The organism is Streptomyces sp. NPDC030995, from assembly GCF_055571215.1.
Genome location: NZ_JBVIFS010000040.1, coordinates 32,817 through 51,223, shown reverse-complemented (window position 1 = coordinate 51,223; position 18,407 = coordinate 32,817). Strand labels below are relative to the sequence as shown.

Below are 18,407 nucleotides of genomic sequence, written 5' to 3'. Positions count from 1 at the left end.
CACTGGGCCACGAACGCGGGTGGCTGGATGGATACAACCAAGTGGGCCGCCGGGGATTTCAACGGCGACGGGAAGAGCGACATCGCCGCATCCTGGAACAACGGCGGCAACCTGTCCACTGCGGTCTATCTGTCTGATGGCTCTCGGTTCCCGGGGTGGTCGCAGTGGAGCGACCGAGATGGTGGCTGGATTGACGGAACCCAGTGGGTTGCCGGGGACTTCAATGGCGACAAGAAGGCCGACCTTGCCACTGTCTGGAACAACGGCGGTTCGAACACAATAACGGTGAGCCTGTCGACCGGCTCCGGCTTCAAGCGCAGTCACTGGGCCACGAACGCGGGTGGCTGGATGGATACAACCAAGTGGGCCGCCGGGGATTTCAACGGCGACGGGAAGAGCGACATCGCCGCATCCTGGGCCAACGGCGACCCCAATCCGCCGGCGCCCTCGGAGGAGCAGCGGTTCCTCGACCTGATCAACAGTGAGCGTCAGAAGTTCGGGTGCGCCCCGCTGAAGGCCGATCCGGACCTCACGGAAACCGCGCGCGTCCACAGCAAGGACCTGGCCGGCCACCCGAACCTCACGGCCGCGGACACCGAGAATCGCGGCCACGTGGGCAGTGACGACTCGCTGCCCTGGGACACGAACGACGGTGCGACCACGGGGCGCATCCACAGAGACCTGCGCGCATCGGCTGCCCATGCCCAGGGCGAGAACGTCCACTGGGGCAAGGGAGACACCTTCGACAAGGCGATGGACGACTGGATGAACCACGACGAGGCGTCCAAGTGGGGCCACAAGTACAACATCATGGGCTGCGACCCCGATGACCCGAAGAACCCGTACTCCAACGGTGACATCGCGGGCTACGACCCCCCGCCCACCGTCAACTACAAGCTGGTCGGAGTCGGCATAGACCAAGCCGCTGACGGCACCGTCTACATCACGCAGGACTTCGCAGGCTGACTCCCCCGGTCGGGCATGCATCCGCCACGCCCCCGCACCAAAGCCCCCGGCCCCGGCGTCGAGACAGACGCCGGGGCCGGTGGTGCGTACGCGTGCGGGGGCGCCGCTCGGGCGCGGGGCCGGGCCGCTAGAGTCTCTCGTCAAAATGATCTTGGATTGTGGATCACGGAGTGGTGATACGTCGCTATGAACTGTCCGATGCCGAGTGGGAACTCGTGCAGCCACTGCTGCCCCGGCCCGTGCTGGGGCGGCCACGGCTGGACGACCGGACGGTCCTCAACGGGATCGTGTGGAAGTTCCGCACCGGGGTCGCCTGGCGGGACGTGCCCGAGAGGTACGGCTCCTGGGCCAGCCTCCACACCCGCTTCCGCCGGTGGCGGCGGACGGAACATCCGAGCGGATGCTCCAGACCGCCCAGGCCAACGCGGACACGGCAGGCGACATCGCATGGCTGGTGTCGGTGGACTCCACCATGGTCCGCGCCCACCAGCACGCCGCCGGAGCCCGAAATAGGGGCTCCGCAGCCCGGCCCTCGGACGGTCCCGCGGCGGTCTGACCAGCAAAATCCACCTGGCCTGCGACGGATCGGGCCGCCCGCTCGCGTTCGTGCTGACAGGCGGGAACACCAACGACTGCACCCAGTTCACGGCCGTGATGGACGCGATACGGGTGCCCCGCTCTGGGCCCGGCCGGCCCCGGGTCAGGTCTGATCACGTCATCGGCGACAAGGGCTACAGCTCGAAAGCCATCCGCACTTGGCTGCGGCGACGGAACATCCCGCACACCATCCTGGAACGATCTGACACATTCGCAACCGGCTCCGACGCGGCAGCCATGGCGGACGTCCGCCGGCCTTCGACAAGCAGGTCTGCAAGCGGCGCAACGTCGTCGAGCGGTGCTTCAACCGCCTCAAGCAGTGGCGCGGCATCGCCACCCGCTACGACAAGACCGCCGAGTCCTACCAAGCAGCCGCCCCCCTCGTATCGCTGCTGATGTGGCCGTCCGGGACGGCGCGCGGCCGGCACCCGGCCGCGGCAGGTGAGCCCGCCGACCCGCCGGGAGGGCCCGGCGGCCACCGGGGGGCGGTGGCGCCGCCCGGTGGTGCGCCGTGTGCCGCCGGTCAGGTCAGGTCACGTCAGGTCGAACTCCCCGCCCCGGGCGTTCAGCACGAACCTGTGCCACTCGTCCGGCGTGAAGATCAGCGAAGGACTCTCCGGGCGCTCGCTGTTGCGCATCGCGATGAAGCCCTCGACGAAGGCGATCTGGACGTCACCCGCTCCCCGGCTGCTCGACTGCCAGTCCGCCTCGGTGAGATCGAGGTCCGGCTTGCCCCAGCCAGCGAGGGGCTGTGAAGTCATGCTCTCGGCCACGTGCGTGCTCCTCCCGGTACGTCGTCCGGGGGCCAGGTTAGCCACCGCAGCGGGTGGCGCACAGGCCACGGTGAGTCACCCGTGGCCGGTCCGCCACCCCTGTCGCAGACCCGTCGCCGCCCTGTCGCCGCGGTGCGGTCCGCTCAGCGGGTCGGTTCCTCCGCCCCCACCAGCCACATCGAGAAGAACTGCGCGCCGCCACCGTACGCGTGCCCCATGGCCCGGCGGGCGTCCGGAACTTGGTGTTCCCCGGCCTGGCCGCGGACCTGGAGGGCCGCCTCGGCGAAGCGGATCATGCCGGAGGCGCCGATCGGATTGGTGGACAGGACGCCACCGGACGGGTTGACCGGGAGGTCCCCGTCGAGCTCGGTGACCCCGGCCTCGGTGAGTTTCCAGCCCTCGCCCTCCGCCGCGAAACCGAGGTTCTCCAGCCACATCGGCTCGTACCAGGAGAACGGCACGTACATCTCCACCGCGTCGATCTCCCGGCGCGGATCGGTGATCCCGGCCTGCCGGTAGACGTCGGCCGCGCAGTCCTTGCCCGCCTGCGGCGAGACGAAGTCCTTGCCCGCGAAGAGGGTGGGCTCGCTGCGCATCGCCCCTCCGTGCACCCACGCGGGCGGCTTCGGCGAACGGGCCGCGCCCGCCCGGTCGGTGAGGATCATCGCGCAGGCGCCGTCCGAGGAGGGGCAGGTCTCGGAGTACCTGATCGGGTCCCACAGCATCGGCGAGGCCTGGACCTTCTCCAGGGTGATGTCGTGCTCGTGCAGGTGCGCGTACGGGTTCTTCAGCGCGTTGCGGCGGTCCTTGTACGCCACCAGCGAGCCCACCGTGTCCGGCGCGCCGGTCCGCCGCATGTACGCGCGCACGTGCGGGGCGAAGAAGCCGCCGGCGCCGGCGAGCAGCGGCTGCTGGAAGGGGACGGGCAGCGACAGGCCCCACATGGCGTTGGATTCGGACTGCTTCTCGAAGGCGAGGGTGAGGACGGTCCGGTGGACGCGCGCCGCGACCAGGTTGGAAGCGACCAGGGCCGTGGAGCCGCCGACCGAACCGGCCGTGTGCACGCGCAGCATGGGCTTGCCGACCGCGCCGAGCGCGTCCGCCAGGTACAGCTCGGGCATCATCACCCCCTCGAAGAAGTCGGGGGCCTTGCCGATGACGACCGCGTCGATGTCCGCCCAGGTCAGTTCGGCGTCCGCGAGGGCGCGCGCCGCCGCCTCCCGGACCAGTCCGGCGATGGACACGTCGTGGCGGGCGGCGACGTGCTTGGTCTGGCCGATCCCGACGATCGCGACCGGCTCTTTACCCGTAGTGCTCACCGAACGTCCCCTTCCAGGACGGCGACCAGGTTCTGCTGGAGGCAGGGGCCGGACGTGGCGTGGGCGACGGCCCGGTCGGACTCGCCGCGGTGGATGCGGGCGGCCGCCTCGCCGATGCGGATGAGGCCGGCGGCCATCATCGGGTTGGCGGCGAGGGCGCCGCCGGACGGGTTGACGGTGACACCGTCGCCGAGCCCGAGCGCCTTGCGCAGGACGACCTCCTGGGAGGAGAACGGCGCGTGCAGTTCGGCCGTGTCCACCGGGGCTTCGAAGACGCCCGCGCGCTGCGCGGCGAGCCGGGTGGACGGCGAGTCGGTGAGGTCGCGCAGGCCGAGGCTGTGGGCCTCGATGCGGTGGTCGATGCCGGTGATCCAGGCGGGGCGTTCGCACAGCCGCCGCGCGGTGTCGCCCGCGGCGAGGACGATGGCGGCTGCGCCGTCGCCGATGGGCGGGCAGTCCCCGGTGCGCAGGGGCTGGACCTGGTAGTCGCCCTGCGGAACGTCACCGGCGAGCTGGGCGTGCGGGTTGCCCCGGGCGGAGGCCCGGCTGCGGGCCCCGATGGCGGCCAGGGCGGGCTCGCCGGTCTCGCCCGCGTCGATCAGCGCCTGGGCCTGGAGGGCGGCCAGGGCCACGGAGTCGGGCCAGAGCGGGGCCACGTAGTACGGGTCGAGCTGGCGCGTGAGGACGTCGCGTACCGAACCGGGCGAGGACTTCCCGTACGAGTAGACGAGCGCGGTGTCGGCCTCACCGGTCTGGATCTTGACCCAGGCCTCGTAGAGGGCCCAGGCGCCGTCCATCTCGACGTGCGACTCGGAGATGGGCGGCCAGGCGCCGACCCCGTCGAGGGTCATGGTGAAGGAGAAGGCCCGGCCGGCCAGGTAGTCGCTGGAGCCGGAGCAGGTGAAGCCGATCTCGCCGGCCTTGAGGCCGGTGGCGGCCAGCACCTGGTGCAGGACCGGCATGACCATCTCGACTTCGCTCAGTTCGGCGGTGTCGCGGCGGTGGTCGCTCTGGGCGAAGGCGACGACGGCGACCTCACGGGCGTACCTCGGCGGCGTCTTCGGCATCAGATGAGCTCCTTGTACGCGTCGTAGTCCGCGTCCGGCTCGCCGGTGGGGCGGTAGTGGTCGGGGTAGCGGCCGCCCTCGGTCCAGACCGGCTCGACGCGCAGGCCCATGCGGACCTGGTCGTACGGGATGCCGCCGATCCGGCCGTGGAGGGCGAGGCCGGCGCCGTCGAGGGCGATGTGGGCGTAGACGTACGGGACCTCGATGTCGAGGTTCTTGGCCTTGATGTTGACGATGCAGTACGTGGTGACCGTGCCCGCCGGGCCGACCTCCACCTGGTCGGTGGTGGCCACCCCGCAGGTGGGGCAGGCGCCGCGCGGCGGGACGTACACCTTGCGGCAGGAGGGGCAGCGCTCGCCGACGTTCCGCTGCTCGGAGAGGGCGTTGATGTACGCGGTCTGGGCGCGGCCGGGGCTGTAGACGTAGTCCAGGCGGGCCTCGGCGACGATGCCGGTGACGGCGTCGGCGAAGTCGCCGTCGTGCGGGGCGGCCTCCCCGGCCGCCGGGCCCTCGTACGGTTCGAAGCAGGCGATGTCGGTGATGGCGCCGATGCGGTCGGCGGCCCAGCGGACGCGCACGCGCATGCCGGTGCGCACGGCGTCGGGGCCGGGCGCGTCGAGGGCGTGCAGGAGGGCGGTGTCCGCGCCGTCGAGTTTGACCAGCACCCAGGCGAAGGGGGTGTCCAGCGGCTGGTTGGGCCGGGGCCGGCCGTTCCACGCCCAGGTGGTGACGGTGCCGGTGGCGGCGACCTCGACGAGGTCGCGGATCTCCTCGGCGGTGACGGGGTCGTACTCGACGGGCGGCACCATCACCTTGCCGTCGGTGGTCTTCACCCCGAGGACGACACCTTCGCGCAGGCCGGTGAGAAACGCGCTCTGCACGGGCCCGAGGGACCGGGTGAAGGGAAACTCGACGACGAGGGGCGCGCGGAGCACCTCCGGTGGGGAGGCAGCTGTCATGGTGGCTCTCCGATGCGATTGATTCCGGTACGAGCGGTCGGTACGAGCGCCGGCCGCGGCCAAGTCAGCCCCGCGGGGCCCCTTCCAGCCCCGCCGGGCCATTTCCAGCCCCGCCGGCGTTTGAGGCGCGGGGTCCGGGGCGGAGCCCCGGCAACGGCGCCGCACCCCCGCCTCCGCCTCCGGCACGGGCACGGCACGGCACGCCACCAGCGGAGCTACTCGCGCCGATACACCGCGGGCCGCTTCTCCGCGAACGCCCGCGCCCCCTCCTTCGCGTCCGCCGTGTCGAAGACCGGCCAGCCCCGCAGCAGTTCGGCCGCCAGGCCCTCCCGCTCCGTCAGCTCCGCGGCCTCGTAGACCGACGCCTTCACCGCCTCCACCGCCAACGGCCCGCACTCGTTGATCCGCTCCGCGATCGCCAGGGCCTCCTCCAGCGCCCTGCCCTCCGGCACCACCCGCCCGACGAGCCCGATCCAGGCCGCCTCCTCGGCGGTGTACGGGCGCCCGGTCAACAGCATCTCCAGGGCGTGCGTACGCGGGATCTGCCGCGGCAGCCGGACCGTGGAGCCGCCGATCGGGAAGAGCCCCCGCTTGACTTCGAAGAGCCCGAAGGTGGCCCCCTCCCCCGCCACCCGGATGTCCGTGCCCTGCAGGATCTCGGTCCCGCCGGCCACGCAGTACCCCTCCACCGCCGCGATCACCGGCTTGCGCGGCCGGTGGTGGCGGAGCATCGCCTTCCAGTGCAGGTCGGGGTCGGCCTTGAGGCGGTCCCGGTACTGGTCCCCCGCCATGCCCTTCCCGGCCAGCGCCTTGAGGTCCATGCCGGCGCAGAAGTCCCCGCCCGCGCCCGTCAGCACGATCGAGCGGATCTCGTCGTCGGCGTCCGCCTCCAGCCAGCCGTCGTACAGCCCCACCAGCAGCGGCAGCGAGAGCGCGTTCTTCGCCTCGGGCCTGTTCATGGTGAGCACCAGCGTGGCGCCGTGCCGTTCCACGGTCAGGTGTTCTGTCCCACCCATTGCCGTCCTCCCGTCTCAAGACCTAGAACAGGTTGCAGTAGGGGAGGGTGCAGTTCAATAGTTTTCTGACACCCAGTCAGATTTCTTGGGCGGCGCCCTTCCCAGTTGCCGTCTCCGACGCTCTAATGACCGCCGGAGCAGACCAGCCACGGGGCCAGTCGTCGGGAACATTCGGGTCAGGAGGAACGGTGGAGTACAACCTTGCCGACCTGTTCGAGTCGGTCGTGGACGTGGTCCCGGACCGCGAGGCCCTCGTGTACGTGGACCACCCCGGGACCGGCGCCGAGCGCCGCCTCACGTACGCGGAGCTGGACGCGGCGGCCAACCGGATCGCGCACCACCTGCTGGACAGCGGCCTGAAGCCCGGGGAGCACCTGGGCCTGCACCTCTACAACGGCATCGAGTACCTCCAGACCGTGCTGGCCTGCCTGAAGGCCCGGCTGGTCCCGGTGAACGTCAACTACCGGTACGTGGAGGAAGAGCTGGTCTACCTCTACAACGACGCCGATCTCGCCGCGCTCGTCTTCGAGGGCGAGTTCACCGAGCGGGTCGCGGCCGCGCTGCCGCAGACGACGAGGCTCCGGCACCTGATCCGGGTCGGGGAGGTGCCCGAGGGGGCCCCGGAGCCCTCGATAGCGCCCGTCACGTACGCGGACGCCGAGGCGGCCGGATCGTCCGGGCGCGGCTTCCCGCCCCGCAGTCCCGACGACCTGTTCATCATCTACACGGGCGGTACGACCGGCATGCCCAAGGGCGTCATGTGGCGGGCGGAGGACCTCTTCTTCGCGGGGCTCTTCGGCGGCGAGCCCTCGGGCGAGCCGGTGAAGCGGCCGGAGGAGCTGGCCGAGCGGGTCGCGTCGAAGGGCGCCGGGCTCACCTTCTTCCCCGCTCCCCCGCTCATGCACGGCACGTCGACGCTGACCTCGTTCATCGCCTTCAACTACGGGCAGCGGGTGGTCATCCACCGCAAGTACGCGCCCGAGGAGGTGCTCCGGACGATCGAGAAGGAGAAGGTCTCCAGCGTGTCGCTGGTCGGTGACGCGATGCTGAGGCCGCTCATCGACGCCCTGAACGGCCCGCTCAAGGGCACGGACCTGTCGTCGCTGTTCAGCGTCTCCTCGTCCGGGGCGATCATGTCGGAGACGGTGCGCGCCGAGTTCCAGCGACTCGTGCCGAACGTGCTGCTCCTGAACAACTTCGGATCGTCCGAGTCCGGGTCCAACGGCCGGGCGACGGACGACTCCGGCCCGGACAAGGGCTTCCGCCTGGTGGTCAACGACCGTACGCAGGTGGTGGATCCGGTGACGCACGAGCCGGTGGCGGTGGGCGAGCCGGGGCGCCTCGCGCAGCGCGGACACGTACCGCTCGGCTACTACAACGACCCGGCGAAGACCGCCGAGACCTTCTTCCAGAAGGGCGCGGAGCGCTGGGTGCTCCTCGGCGACATGGCGACCGTCGACGAGCAGGGCATCGTCACGGTGCTCGGCCGCGGGTCGCAGTGCATCAACACGGGCGGCGAGAAGGTCTATCCGGAGGAGGTCGAGCAGGCGCTGAAGTCCCATCCGGACGTGTACGACGCCCTGGTCGCCGGGGTCCCGGACGCGACCTGGGGCAGCCACGTGGCCGCGGTGGTCCAGGTCCGGCCGGGTTCCCCGGAGCCGACCCTGGACGAGATCCAGAGCCACTGCCGCACCCGGCTGGCGGGCTACAAGATCCCGCGCCAGCTGGTCATCGCACCGGCCATCCAACGCTCCCCGAGCGGCAAGGCGGACTACCGCTGGGCGAAGGCGGTGGCGACGGAGGCGGACACGACCGACTGACCCGGCCCACCGCACCATCCGGCATCGCCGGCCAAATCCACCTTTGCCAGGCCAAATCCAGCCCCGCCGCACCATCCGGCCTCGCGGGGCCCAATCCAGCCCGGCCACACCATCCGGCCTCGCGGAGCCAAATCCAGGCTCGCCAGGCCATCCACCCTCGCCGGGCCCAATCCAGCCTCGCCGGCGTTTGAGGCGCGGGGTCCGGGGCAGAGCCCCGGGTCCCGGCGCAGCCGGGCTCCGCGCACCCCGAGCGGCGCACCCCGAGCGGCGCACCCCGAGCCGCGCACCCCGAGCCGCCCGCCGGGCAACCCGCCCCGGTCAGCCGCCTGTCGCCAGGAAGCGTTCCACCCGAGCCGCGAACCAGACGCCGTCGTCCAGCCACGGAAAGTGCCCGGCCCCGGCCTGAACCTCGAGCGAGCCCTGCGGGAACAGCGCGGCGAGCCGGGCCGCCAGCGCCGGCCGCGGGTTGCCGTCCAGTTCCGCGGCCAGCACCAGGACCTCGCCCGTGACCCGGCGCAGCCCCTCCCGGGTGGCGGGCGGGTCGAAGGCCCCCGGGCCCGCGTAGGCGTCGGCGGCCTTCTCGTTCTGCTGCCGCGCGTTCGCCGCGTAGTGCGCCCGGGCCGTCTCGTCCCAGCGCCCGTAGAACAGCGGCGCGGCGAGGTCCCAGTCCGCGTCACTGCCACCGGCGCCCGCGAGGATCCGCTCGTAGGCCTCGATGGCCGTGTCGTACCGCTCGGCTCCCGCCCGCAGCCGGGCCCCTTCCAGCCGCTGCTCCGGGGTGACGGGCAGGTCCACCGCCCACGCCGTCGGGGTGACCAGGACGGTCCGGCGCAGCCGCTGCGGGTGCGCGGCCGCGTAGAGCTGGGCGAGGTTGCCGCCGGCGGAGTGCGCGAGGAGGTCCATGCGCTCCAGGCCGAGGTGCGCCCGGAGCGCCTCGACGTCGGCGACCTGGTGGTCGACGCGGTACGTCGACTCGTCAGCCGGTATGGCGGAGTCTCCTGTACCGCGCAGGTCGAGCAGGACGAGGCGGCGTCCGGCGGCCAGCCCGCCGAGGTCGCCGAGGTATTCGGAGGCCCGCATGGCGCCGCCCGGGATGCAGATCAACGGTTCGCCCTCGCCCTGGACGTGGTAGGCGAGTTCGGTTCCGTCGTGCGTGATGAAGGAAGGCATGGGGCCCATCACAACAGACGATCACTCGTTCGAGTCATTGATTTAACCTGCCGGGCCCTGGCAATCTACCGAATGATCGTTCGGTTGATTCAGGATGAGGTGACGGCATGGCGGTGTACGCGGATCTCCACGACGAAGGCGAGCGGCTGAGCCGCGACGAGCTGGCCGCCCTCCAGCTGACGCGGCTGCGCGCGACCCTGCACCGCTCCTACGAGCGGGTGCCGTTCTACCGGCAGGCCTTCGACAAGGCCGGGGTGCATCCCGACGACTGCCGTTCCCTCGCCGATCTCGCCCTGTTCCCCTTCACCGCCAAGGCCGATCTGCGCGACCAGTACCCCTTCGGCATGTTCGCCGTGCCGCGCACCGAGGTGCGCCGCATCCACGCCTCCAGCGGCACCACCGGGCGACCCACGGTCGTCGGGTACACCGACGGGGACCTCTCGACCTGGTCCGATGTCGTCGCCCGGTCGATACGGGCGGCGGGCGGGCGGCCCGGCCAGATCGTCCACATCGCCTACGGCTACGGGCTCTTCACGGGCGGCCTCGGCGCGCACTACGGCGCCGAGCGCCTCGGCTGTACGGTCGTGCCCGCCTCGGGCGGGATGACGGACCGCCAGGTCCGGCTCATCGAGGACTTCCGGCCGGAGGTCATCATGGTGACCCCCTCGTACATGCTGACTCTGCTGGACGAGATGGAGCGCCAGGGCATCGACCCGCGCGCCACCTCGCTCCGGACGGGGATCTTCGGCGCGGAGCCGTGGACGGAGGAGATGCGCCGGGAGATCGAGGACCGGCTCGACATCGACGCGGTGGACATCTACGGCCTGTCGGAGGTCATGGGCCCGGGCGTGGCCCAGGAGTGCGTGGAGACAAAGGACGGGCTGCACATCTGGGAGGACCACTTCTATCCCGAGGTGGTCGATCCCCTGACGGGCGCGGTCCTGCCGGAGGGTGAGCCCGGCGAGCTCGTGTTCACCTCCCTCACCAAGGAGGCCATGCCCGTCATCCGCTACCGCACGCGGGATCTGACGCGGCTGCTGCCGGGCACGGCCCGGCCCGCCTTCCGCCGCATGGAGAAGGTCACAGGCCGCAGCGACGACATGATCATCCTGCGCGGGGTGAACATGTACCCGACCCAGATCGAGGAGGTCCTCCTGCGCACGGCCGGCCTGGCTCCCCACTTCCAGCTGCGGCTGACCCGGGAGGGCCGCATGGACGCCCTGACGGTACGGGTGGAGGCGCGCCGGGAGACGGACGCCGGCCGGCGGGAGGCCGCGGCCGCCGAGGTGGCACGGGCCGTCAAGGAGGGGATCGGGGTCTCCGTCGGGGTGGAGGTGGTCGACCCGGAGACGCTGGAGCGTTCGGTGGGGAAGCTCAAGCGGCTGGTGGACCTGCGCGGCGCCGGGGAGGGCTGAGACACGCGATCGGGCGGCTGAAACCACCCCTTCGGGCCTATTTCGGGGTGGCTCCCGGGAGCCCGGTTGCCCTCGCGGGTAGTGCACAGGGCGTGACCTCGATCCTCCGGCAGCTATACGACCGGCTCCAGGGCTCCCACGCCGGGCTGGCCTGGAGCCGCGGCCGGGAGATGGAGCTCATGCACCGGGCGATGGGCTTCGCGGCCCTCGGGTTCCTCACCCTGGTGCCGCTGCTGATCGTCGTGGCCGCCGCCTCACCGGGCAGCGGTTCGGGCTTCGGCCGCTGGCTCGGTCAGGCCCTCGGGGTGACGGAGTCCTCGCGAGCCAAGGTCGAGATGCTGTTCAGCGCGGCGGACCTGGCGCTGGAGCGGACCACCGCCTTCGGGCTCGCCGCCCTCGCCGTGTTCGGACTGACCTTCGGCTCGGCCGTGCAGACCGGCTACGAGAAGGTCTGGGACCTGCCGACCGCCCGCTGGCACACCATGTGGCGGCACGTCGTGTGGCTCGCCCTGCTGGTCTGCTACCTCGCCCTGCTCGTGGAGATCCCGGCGCCGTCGAACGACGCCTTCGGAACGATCCTCGGCACGCTGGGCGACCTCTTCGGGACCTGCCTGTTCTTCGTCGGCTCGCAGCGCCTGCTGCTCGGCGGCCGGGTCCGCTGGCGGGCCCTGGTGCCGGGCGCGGTGGCGACCAGTCTCGGCCTGCTGGGGCTGCGGGTCTTCTCGCAGCTGGTGTTCTCCCCGCTCATCGCGTCGAACGCCGTGACGTACGGCCCCTTCGGGACCCTGCTGGTCGTCCAGTCCTGGCTTGTCGGCGTCGGCTTCGTCGTCTACGGCGGCGCACTCGTCGGCCGCCTCCTGCACGAGCACTTCACCCTGCGCCGCCTGCGGAGCAGCGGACTCCTGCCCCCCGAGCAGTTCCCGCCCCACCACCCGGAACCGGGCTGAGCTCCGTCAGGGGGACGGTTCGGCGAAGCGGTCGCGGAGTTCCCGCTTGAGGATCTTGCCGCTGGCGTTGCGCGGGAGGGCGTCCACGAAGAGCACGCGCTTCGGGGCCTTGAAGTGGGCGAGCTTGTCCCGCGCGTACTCCATCAGCTCCGCCTCCGTCACCTCCCCGCGCGGCACCACCACCGCCGTGACCGCCTCGATCCAGCGCTCGTCGGGCAGTCCGACCACGGCTGCCTCGGCCACGCCCGGGTGGGTGTAGAGCACGTCCTCCACCTGCCGCGAGGCGACCAGCACCCCGCCCGAGTTGATGACGTCCTTCACCCGGTCCACCACCGTGAAGTAGCCCTGCGCATCGCACACCGCGAGGTCGCCCGAGCGGAACCAGCCGTCACGGAAGGCCTTCTCGGTGGCCGCCGGGTCGTTCCAGTACCCGAGGCACAGCTGCGGCGAGCGGTAGACCACCTCGCCCGCCGTGCCGGCCCCGGCGTCCTTGCCGTCCTCGTCGACGACCTTCGCCTCGACGTGGCGCACCGGACGCCCGCAGGAGTCCATTCGCCCCTCGTGCTCCTCCGGCCCGAGCACCGTGGCCAGCGGGCCGATCTCGCTCTGGCCGAAGCAGTTGTAGAAGCCGAGCCCGGGCAGTCGCTCGCGCAGCCGTTCCAGCACCGGAACGGGCATGATCGAGGCGCCGTAGTACGCCTTGCGCAGGGCGCCCAGCTCGCGCACCGCGAACTGCGGGTGGTTGGCCAGGCCGATCCACACCGTCGGCGGGGCGAACAGGCTGTCCGCCTCCCCGGCCTCGACCAGGTCGAAGACCTGCTCCGCGACCGGCGCGTCCAGGATGGTGTTCCGCGCGCCCACCGCCAGGTACGGCATCAGGAAGACGTGCATCTGCGCCGAGTGGTACAGCGGCAGTGAGTGCAGCGGCCGGTCCTCCTCGGACAGGTCGAGCGCGTCGATGGCGCTCTCGTACTCGTGGGCGAGGGCCCGGTGGGTCATCATCGCGCCCTTGGGCAGGGCGGTGGTCCCCGAGGTGTAGAGCAGCTGCACCAGCCGCGAAGCATCCGGGCCGGCGGCCGCGTACGGCCTCGGTTCGGCCAGGTCCGCGAGGAAGGAGCCGGGCGCGTCGCGCAGCGCCCGTACGGGGTGGCCGTCGGGGATCCGCCCGGCCAGGTCAGGATCGGCGAGGACCAGCGCGCTCCCGCAGTCGCCGAGGATGTACGCGAGGTCCTCGCCGGTGAGGTTCTGGTTGACCGGGACGTGGGTGAGCCCTGCCCGGGCGCAGGCCAGGAAGGCGATGAGGTAGGCGTCGCAGTTGTGGGCGAAGGTGGCGACCCGGTCGCCCTCGGCCAGCCCGTACCGCTCCCGCAGCACGGCGGCGCCGGTGGTGACGGCCGCGTCGAGTTCCGCGTACGTCCAGGTCCGCTCGCGGTAGCGGACGGCCACCTGGTCGGGGACCCTCCGCGCGCTGTCCCGTACGAGTCCGTCGACCGTGTGGTGGCGCACTTCCCGCTCTGCCGTCATGGCGCGATCCTCGTCCCCCGTACGCCCAAGGTCAATAACCGGGATACCAAACGGGATGTTGACAGATCATCCGACCGCCTGCATGAGTGTGGGGGCACGGACGAGCCGCCTGCATCCCGGGCAACCACGCCCGTCCGCAGGCTACTTGGGAGGTACGTTGCACCTCAGCACCCGCCCGATATTCCGCCGCGTCGCGCTCGCCGGCGCCGCGCTGCTCGCCGCGACGGCCGCGGCACCGCAGGCCTCGGCGGCGACCGCGGACCGGATACCCTCCGGCGGCGGCCTGTCCGCCGTCATCCGGTACACCGAGTACGGCATACCGCACATCCTCGCCCACGACTACGCGCACTTGGGCTTCGGGACCGGCTGGGCGCAGGCCGCCGACCAGGTCTGCGTCCTGGCCGACGGGTTCGCGACCGTCGCCGGTGACCGCTCGCGCTGGTTCGGCCCCGAAGCCGCGCCCGATGGCTCGCTCTCCTCCGCCACCCGCAACCTCTCCAGCGACCTGTACTTCAAGGGCGTCCGGGAGTCCGGCGCGGTGGACAAGCTCCTCGCGACGCCCGCTCCGGCCGGTCCGGGCAAGGACGTCAAGGAGCTGATGCGCGGCTGGGCCGCCGGTTACAACGCCTGGCTCGCCCAGAACAAGATCAGCGATCCCGCCTGCAAGGGCGCCGGCTGGGTCCGCCCGGTCACCACCACCGACGTCGCCGCCCGCGCCTTCGCGGTCTCGGTCCTCGGCGGCCAGGGGCGCGCCGTCGACGCGATCACGGCCGCCCAGCCGCCGGCCCCGGCGGCTCCGGCGGCCCGTACGACGGCCCCGCCCCCGGCGGTCGATCCGGCGGCCGCCGCGGAGGCCGCCCGGGAGTTCTTCGACACGGCCCGGTACGACATGGGCTCCAACGCGGTCGCCTTCGCCGGCTCCACCACCGCGGGCGGCGGCGGACTGCTGCTCGGCAACCCGCACTATCCCTGGCAGGGCGGGCGCCGGTTCTGGCAGTCGCAGCAGACGATCCCGGGCGAGCTGAACGTCTCGGGCGGCTCCCTGCTCGGCGCCCCCGTGGTCGGCATCGGCTTCAACGAGAAGGTGGCGTGGAGCCACACGGTGGCGACCGGCACGCCCGTCAACCTGCACCAGCTCACGCTCGACCCGGCCGATCCGACCGCCTACCTGGTCGACGGGAAGCCGGAGGCGATGACCCGGCGGACCGTCACCGTCCCGGTCGCGGGCGGCGAACCGGTGACCCGCACCCAGTGGTGGACCCGCTTCGGGCCGGTGATCACGGGCATGGGCCCGGGCCTGCCGCTGCCCTGGACGGCGCAGACGGCGTACGCGCTGTACGACCCCAACGCGGCGAACCTGCGCGGCTCCGACTCCGCCCTGGCCATGGGCAAGGCCCGCTCCGTCGCCGGAATCCAGGACGCACTGGCGCGCACCCAGGGCCTGCCCTGGGTCAACACGGTGGCCGCCGACTCCGCGGGCGGCACCCTCTTCACCCAGACCCAGGTGCTCCCCCGGATCACCGACGAGCTCGCCGCGCGCTGCTCCACCCCGCTGGGCCGGGCCACGTACCCGGCCTCGGGGCTGGCGGTGCTGGACGGTGCGCGCGCCGACTGCGTGCTCGGCGCGGACCCGGACGCGGTGCAGCCGGGCGTGTTCGGGCCGGGGAAGGCGCCGACGCTGCGCGACGCCCCGTACGCCGAGAACTCCAACGACAGCGCCTGGCTGGCCAATGCCGACCGGCCGCTGACCGGGTACGAGCGGATCTGGGGCAATGTCGCCGCCCCGCGCTCGATGCGTACGCGCGGCGCGGTCGAGGACGTGTCGGCGATGGCCGCCCGGGGCGGGCTGACGGTGAGCGACCTGCAGAAGCAGCAGTTCGCCAACCGGGTTCCGGCCGGTGACCTGGCGGCGTCCGACGCCGCGCGGGCCTGCACCGCGCTGCCGGGAGGTACGGCGACGACGAGCGGCGGCGCCGCCGTGGACGTCTCCGCGGCCTGCCCGGTCCTGGCGGGCTGGGACCACAGCGCCGACGGCTCCAGCCGCGGCGCGCTCCTCTTCGACCGGTTCTGGCGCAAGCTGACGGGGTCGACGGCGGCCAAGGACCTGTGGCTGGTGCCGTTCTCGGCGGCCGATCCCGTACGCACGCCCCGTACGCTCAACCAGGCGGCGCCCGGCATCGGCCGGGCGCTCGCGGACGCGGTGGCGGAGCTGGGGGCGGCCGGGATCGCGCTGGACGCCCCGCTCGGCGAGCACCAGTTCGTGGTCCGCGGCGGGCAGAAGCTGCCGGTGGGCGGCGGCACGGAGTCGCTCGGCGTCTGGAACAAGATCGAGGCGCCGTGGAACGCGGCGGCAGGCGGCTACCCGGAGGTCGTGCACGGCTCCAGCCACATCCAGGCGGTCGGCTGGGACGGCGGCCGCTGCCCCGTGGCGCGCACCCTGCTGACGTACAGCCAGTCGGCGAACCCGAACTCCCCCCACTACGCCGACCAGACCCGGCTGTTCTCCCAGGAGCGCTGGGTGACCTCGCGGTTCTGCGAGCGGGACATCCTCACCTCGCCGGTGCTGAAGGTGGTGTGGCCGCGCGAGCGCCGCTGACCCGGGCCCCTCCTCCTGGCGGCGGCCCTTACGGGCTGATGGCCAGGAGGAGGTACGCGGCCAGCAGTACGAGGTGCACGCCGCCCTGGAGCAGGGTGGCGCGGCCCGGGGCGATGGTGAGGGCGCTGACCACGACGGTCAGGGCGAGCAGCACCATGTGGATCGGGCCGAGGCCCAGCAGCAGCGGCCCGGACAGCCAGACCGAGGCCAGCGCGATGGCCGGGATGGTCAGGCCGATGCTGGCGATGGCGGAGCCGTAGGCCAGGTTGAGGCTGGTCTGGACGCGGTCGCGGCGGGCGGCGCGGACGGCGGCGAGGGTCTCGGGCGCCAGGACGAGCAGGGCGATGATCACACCGACGACGGCGTTCGGCAGGCCGGCGTCGGCGACGCCCTTCTCGATGGTCGGGGAGACCGCCTTGGCGTTGCCGACCACGGCGACGAGCGCGGCCATCAGCAGGCCGACGCTGATCAGTGCGGCGCGGGCGGTGGGCGGCGCGGCGTGGCCGTCGTGGTCCTCGGCCGCGCCGGGGCGCGGCTCGGGGACCACGGGGAGGAAGTAGTCCCGGTGGCGGACCGTCTGGACGGCGATGAACAGGCCGTACAGGGCGAGCGAGGCGACGGCCGCGAAGGTCAGCTGGGCGGTGGAGAACTCCGGGCCGGGCTTGCTGGTGGTGAAGGTCGGCAGGACCAGGCTGAGGACGGCGAGGGTCGCGACGGTGGCGAGGGCCGCTCCGGAGCCCTCGGCGTTGAAGACGGCCACCCGGTTGCGCAGGGCGCCGACGAGCAGGGACAGGCCGACGATGCCGTTGCAGGTGATCATGACGGCGGCGAAGACCGTGTCCCGGGCGAGCGAGGAGGTCTTGTCGCCGCCGTCGGCCATCAGGGTGACGATGAGGGCCACTTCGATGACGGTGACGGCCACGGCGAGGACGAGGGACCCGAAGGGTTCGCCGACCCGGTGAGCGACGACCTCGGCATGGTGGACGGCCGCCAGCACCGCGCCCGCGAGGCAGAGCGCGACGAGCGCCACCGCGAACGAGGGCAACTCGCGACCCCAGCTGAAGACGAGCGCCACGAGCGCCACCACGGGGACCGCGACGGTCCAGTCGGTCAGGGGGGATCTGCGCGTTGCCGTACTCATATCAGCCAACTTGCCAGAACTGTTCCTTTGGTGCGGCGCAAAGCGCACCTCCGAGCCGCCGACGTGGCCTTTCTCACGGGCAGCCCGGGCGCGGCGACGGCACGGGCGGCCGGGGCGGCCGAGCCCCGCCCCCGGCTTCGGCCGAAGACCGGCTGGCCCCGGGCGGCCGGTAGCAGATGGAATGCCGGTGATGCCGCCGATCGGGCGGTATGCGCTGCCGCTCACCCCTCGGCCGTCCACCGACGCCGGGGCCGACGACCAGGAGACCCGCTTTGCGCCGCACATCCCGCTTACGCACCGCCCTCCTCGCCCTGACCACCGCGCTGGCGGCGGCCGTGACCGCCGCCGCACCGGCCGGAGCCGCGCCCGCCCCCGGCTCCGCCACCCCCGTCCCGTCCCCCGCCGCCGCATCCTCCGCCGCCGCCTCCGCCGCCGCCTCCGCCGCCGTGGGGCCCGTGAACGTCCACCTCACCGGGATCGGCAGCGGCCCGCAGAACATCGCGGCGGCCGCGGCCTACGACTCCCTCGGCCGGCAGGCCGCCGAGTTCGGCTTCTCGGGGTCGCAGTGCCGGGTCACCCTGGGGCCCGTCTACCAGCAGATCACCATGAATTACTGGCAGGCCATGATCAAGGCCACCTGTAGCGGCGAGCCTGCGGTGAGCACCCCCACCCGCAGCCTCAACCGGCTCATCGGCCCGAACGGCGAGCACATCAGCACCGTGTGGAACGTCCCGCCGGGCTACACCGTCGAGGGCAGCCTCGGCCAGCTCTACACGAGCCCGCGCGAAGGCACGGTCCCGCTGTACCACTGCGTCGTCCGCAAGGACAACTTCCTCTCGGCGGACATCAACTGCGAGGGCCAGACGTACGTCTCCCGCCTCGGCTGGTTCCACCCCGGCCAGCCCTCGGGCGTGGGGAGCCTGCCGCTGATGCGCTGCATGGTCGGCAAGCAGCGCGAGTTCTTCGAGTCGAACACCACGAACTGCGAGGGCCAGGCCTCCGGCGGCCAGCTGGGCTGGATCTTCACGGGCTGACCCGGCGCCCAACGGGCTACGGGGTACAGGGCCGAGCCCGGGCCCCGCACCCCGTACCCCGTA

The 18,407-nt window shown here is 72.3% G+C and carries 14 protein-coding genes and 1 pseudogene; 7 read left to right on the top strand and 8 right to left on the bottom strand.

Features of this window, described 5'->3' with window-relative positions; translation table 11 throughout:
• Both ACZ45T_RS34820 and ACZ45T_RS34815 read left to right on the top strand, forming a co-directional pair.
• Positions 1-966, top strand: a 966-nt coding sequence (locus ACZ45T_RS34820; RefSeq protein ID WP_468448137.1) for an FG-GAP-like repeat-containing protein, incomplete at its 5' end; no start/stop codon positions are given.
• Positions 967-1,142: 176 nt separating this feature from the next.
• Positions 1,143-1,964 (top strand): annotated as a pseudogene (locus ACZ45T_RS34815) (IS5 family transposase); the annotation flags it as partial.
• A gap of 132 nt (positions 1,965-2,096) precedes the next feature.
• Here the strand turns inward: ACZ45T_RS34815 and ACZ45T_RS34810 are convergent.
• The 5 genes from ACZ45T_RS34810 to ACZ45T_RS34790 all read right to left on the bottom strand — a co-directional run bounded on the left by ACZ45T_RS34810 (position 2,097) and on the right by ACZ45T_RS34790 (position 6,697).
• Complete coding sequence (locus ACZ45T_RS34810) at positions 2,097-2,324, bottom strand: DUF397 domain-containing protein (protein WP_468448143.1); 228 nt, start codon at positions 2,322-2,324, stop codon at positions 2,097-2,099.
• Between the two features lie 155 nt (positions 2,325-2,479).
• A complete protein-coding gene (locus ACZ45T_RS34805) occupies positions 2,480-3,655 on the bottom strand; it encodes a thiolase domain-containing protein (RefSeq protein ID WP_468448136.1) in 1,176 nt (391 codons plus the stop codon).
• Entirely contained in the window at positions 3,652-4,722 is a 1,071-nt protein-coding gene (locus ACZ45T_RS34800; protein ID WP_468448135.1) for a thiolase domain-containing protein, read from the bottom strand. Before ACZ45T_RS34800 ends, ACZ45T_RS34805 begins: the two co-directional genes overlap by 4 nt.
• Positions 4,722-5,681, bottom strand: coding sequence for a Zn-ribbon domain-containing OB-fold protein (locus tag ACZ45T_RS34795; RefSeq protein WP_468448134.1), 960 nt, complete (start codon positions 5,679-5,681; stop codon positions 4,722-4,724). Before ACZ45T_RS34795 ends, ACZ45T_RS34800 begins: the two co-directional genes overlap by 1 nt.
• A 215-nt stretch (positions 5,682-5,896) precedes the next feature.
• Positions 5,897-6,697: a crotonase/enoyl-CoA hydratase family protein gene (locus ACZ45T_RS34790; protein WP_468448133.1), complete on the bottom strand. Its 801-nt coding sequence runs from the start codon at positions 6,695-6,697 to the stop codon at positions 5,897-5,899.
• Positions 6,698-6,885: 188 nt separating this feature from the next.
• On the opposite strand from ACZ45T_RS34790, the gene ACZ45T_RS34785 reads away from it, so the two are divergent.
• Positions 6,886-8,517 carry an acyl-CoA synthetase gene (locus ACZ45T_RS34785; RefSeq protein WP_468448132.1) on the top strand — a complete coding sequence of 544 codons (1,632 nt, stop codon included), beginning with the start codon at positions 6,886-6,888 and terminating at the stop codon, positions 8,515-8,517.
• A 318-nt stretch (positions 8,518-8,835) separates the two neighbouring features.
• Here the strand turns inward: ACZ45T_RS34785 and ACZ45T_RS34780 are convergent, their stop codons facing one another.
• Positions 8,836-9,687: an alpha/beta fold hydrolase gene (locus ACZ45T_RS34780; protein ID WP_468448131.1), complete on the bottom strand. Its 852-nt coding sequence runs from the start codon at positions 9,685-9,687 to the stop codon at positions 8,836-8,838.
• 107 nt (positions 9,688-9,794) lie between these two features.
• Here ACZ45T_RS34780 and paaK point away from each other — a divergent pair, with 107 nt between their 5' ends.
• Positions 9,795-11,102 (top strand): phenylacetate--CoA ligase PaaK, encoded by a 1,308-nt coding sequence (gene paaK, locus ACZ45T_RS34775; protein WP_468448130.1) that lies wholly within the window; start codon positions 9,795-9,797, stop codon positions 11,100-11,102.
• Positions 11,103-11,194: 92 nt separating this feature from the next.
• Positions 11,195-12,049, top strand: coding sequence for a YhjD/YihY/BrkB family envelope integrity protein (locus ACZ45T_RS34770; protein WP_468448129.1), 855 nt, complete (start codon positions 11,195-11,197; stop codon positions 12,047-12,049).
• Positions 12,050-12,055: 6 nt separating this feature from the next.
• Here ACZ45T_RS34770 and ACZ45T_RS34765 read toward each other — a convergent pair whose 3' ends face one another.
• Complete coding sequence (locus tag ACZ45T_RS34765; RefSeq protein ID WP_468448128.1) at positions 12,056-13,573, bottom strand: fatty acyl-CoA synthetase; 1,518 nt, start codon at positions 13,571-13,573, stop codon at positions 12,056-12,058.
• A 157-nt stretch (positions 13,574-13,730) separates the two neighbouring features.
• On the opposite strand from ACZ45T_RS34765, the gene ACZ45T_RS34760 reads away from it, so the two are divergent.
• A complete protein-coding gene (locus tag ACZ45T_RS34760) occupies positions 13,731-16,169 on the top strand; it encodes a penicillin acylase family protein (protein ID WP_468448127.1) in 2,439 nt (812 codons plus the stop codon).
• A 28-nt stretch (positions 16,170-16,197) separates the two neighbouring features.
• Here ACZ45T_RS34760 and ACZ45T_RS34755 read toward each other — a convergent pair whose 3' ends face one another.
• The gene (locus tag ACZ45T_RS34755; RefSeq protein ID WP_468448126.1) at positions 16,198-17,310 is read right to left on the bottom strand and encodes a calcium:cation antiporter; all 1,113 of its coding nucleotides are present in this window, start codon (positions 17,308-17,310) and stop codon (positions 16,198-16,200) included.
• A gap of 272 nt (positions 17,311-17,582) precedes the next feature.
• Here ACZ45T_RS34755 and ACZ45T_RS34750 point away from each other — a divergent pair, with 272 nt between their 5' ends.
• The gene (locus ACZ45T_RS34750) at positions 17,583-18,344 is read left to right on the top strand and encodes a hypothetical protein (protein ID WP_468448125.1); all 762 of its coding nucleotides are present in this window, start codon (positions 17,583-17,585) and stop codon (positions 18,342-18,344) included.
• Positions 18,345-18,407 lie beyond the last annotated feature (63 nt).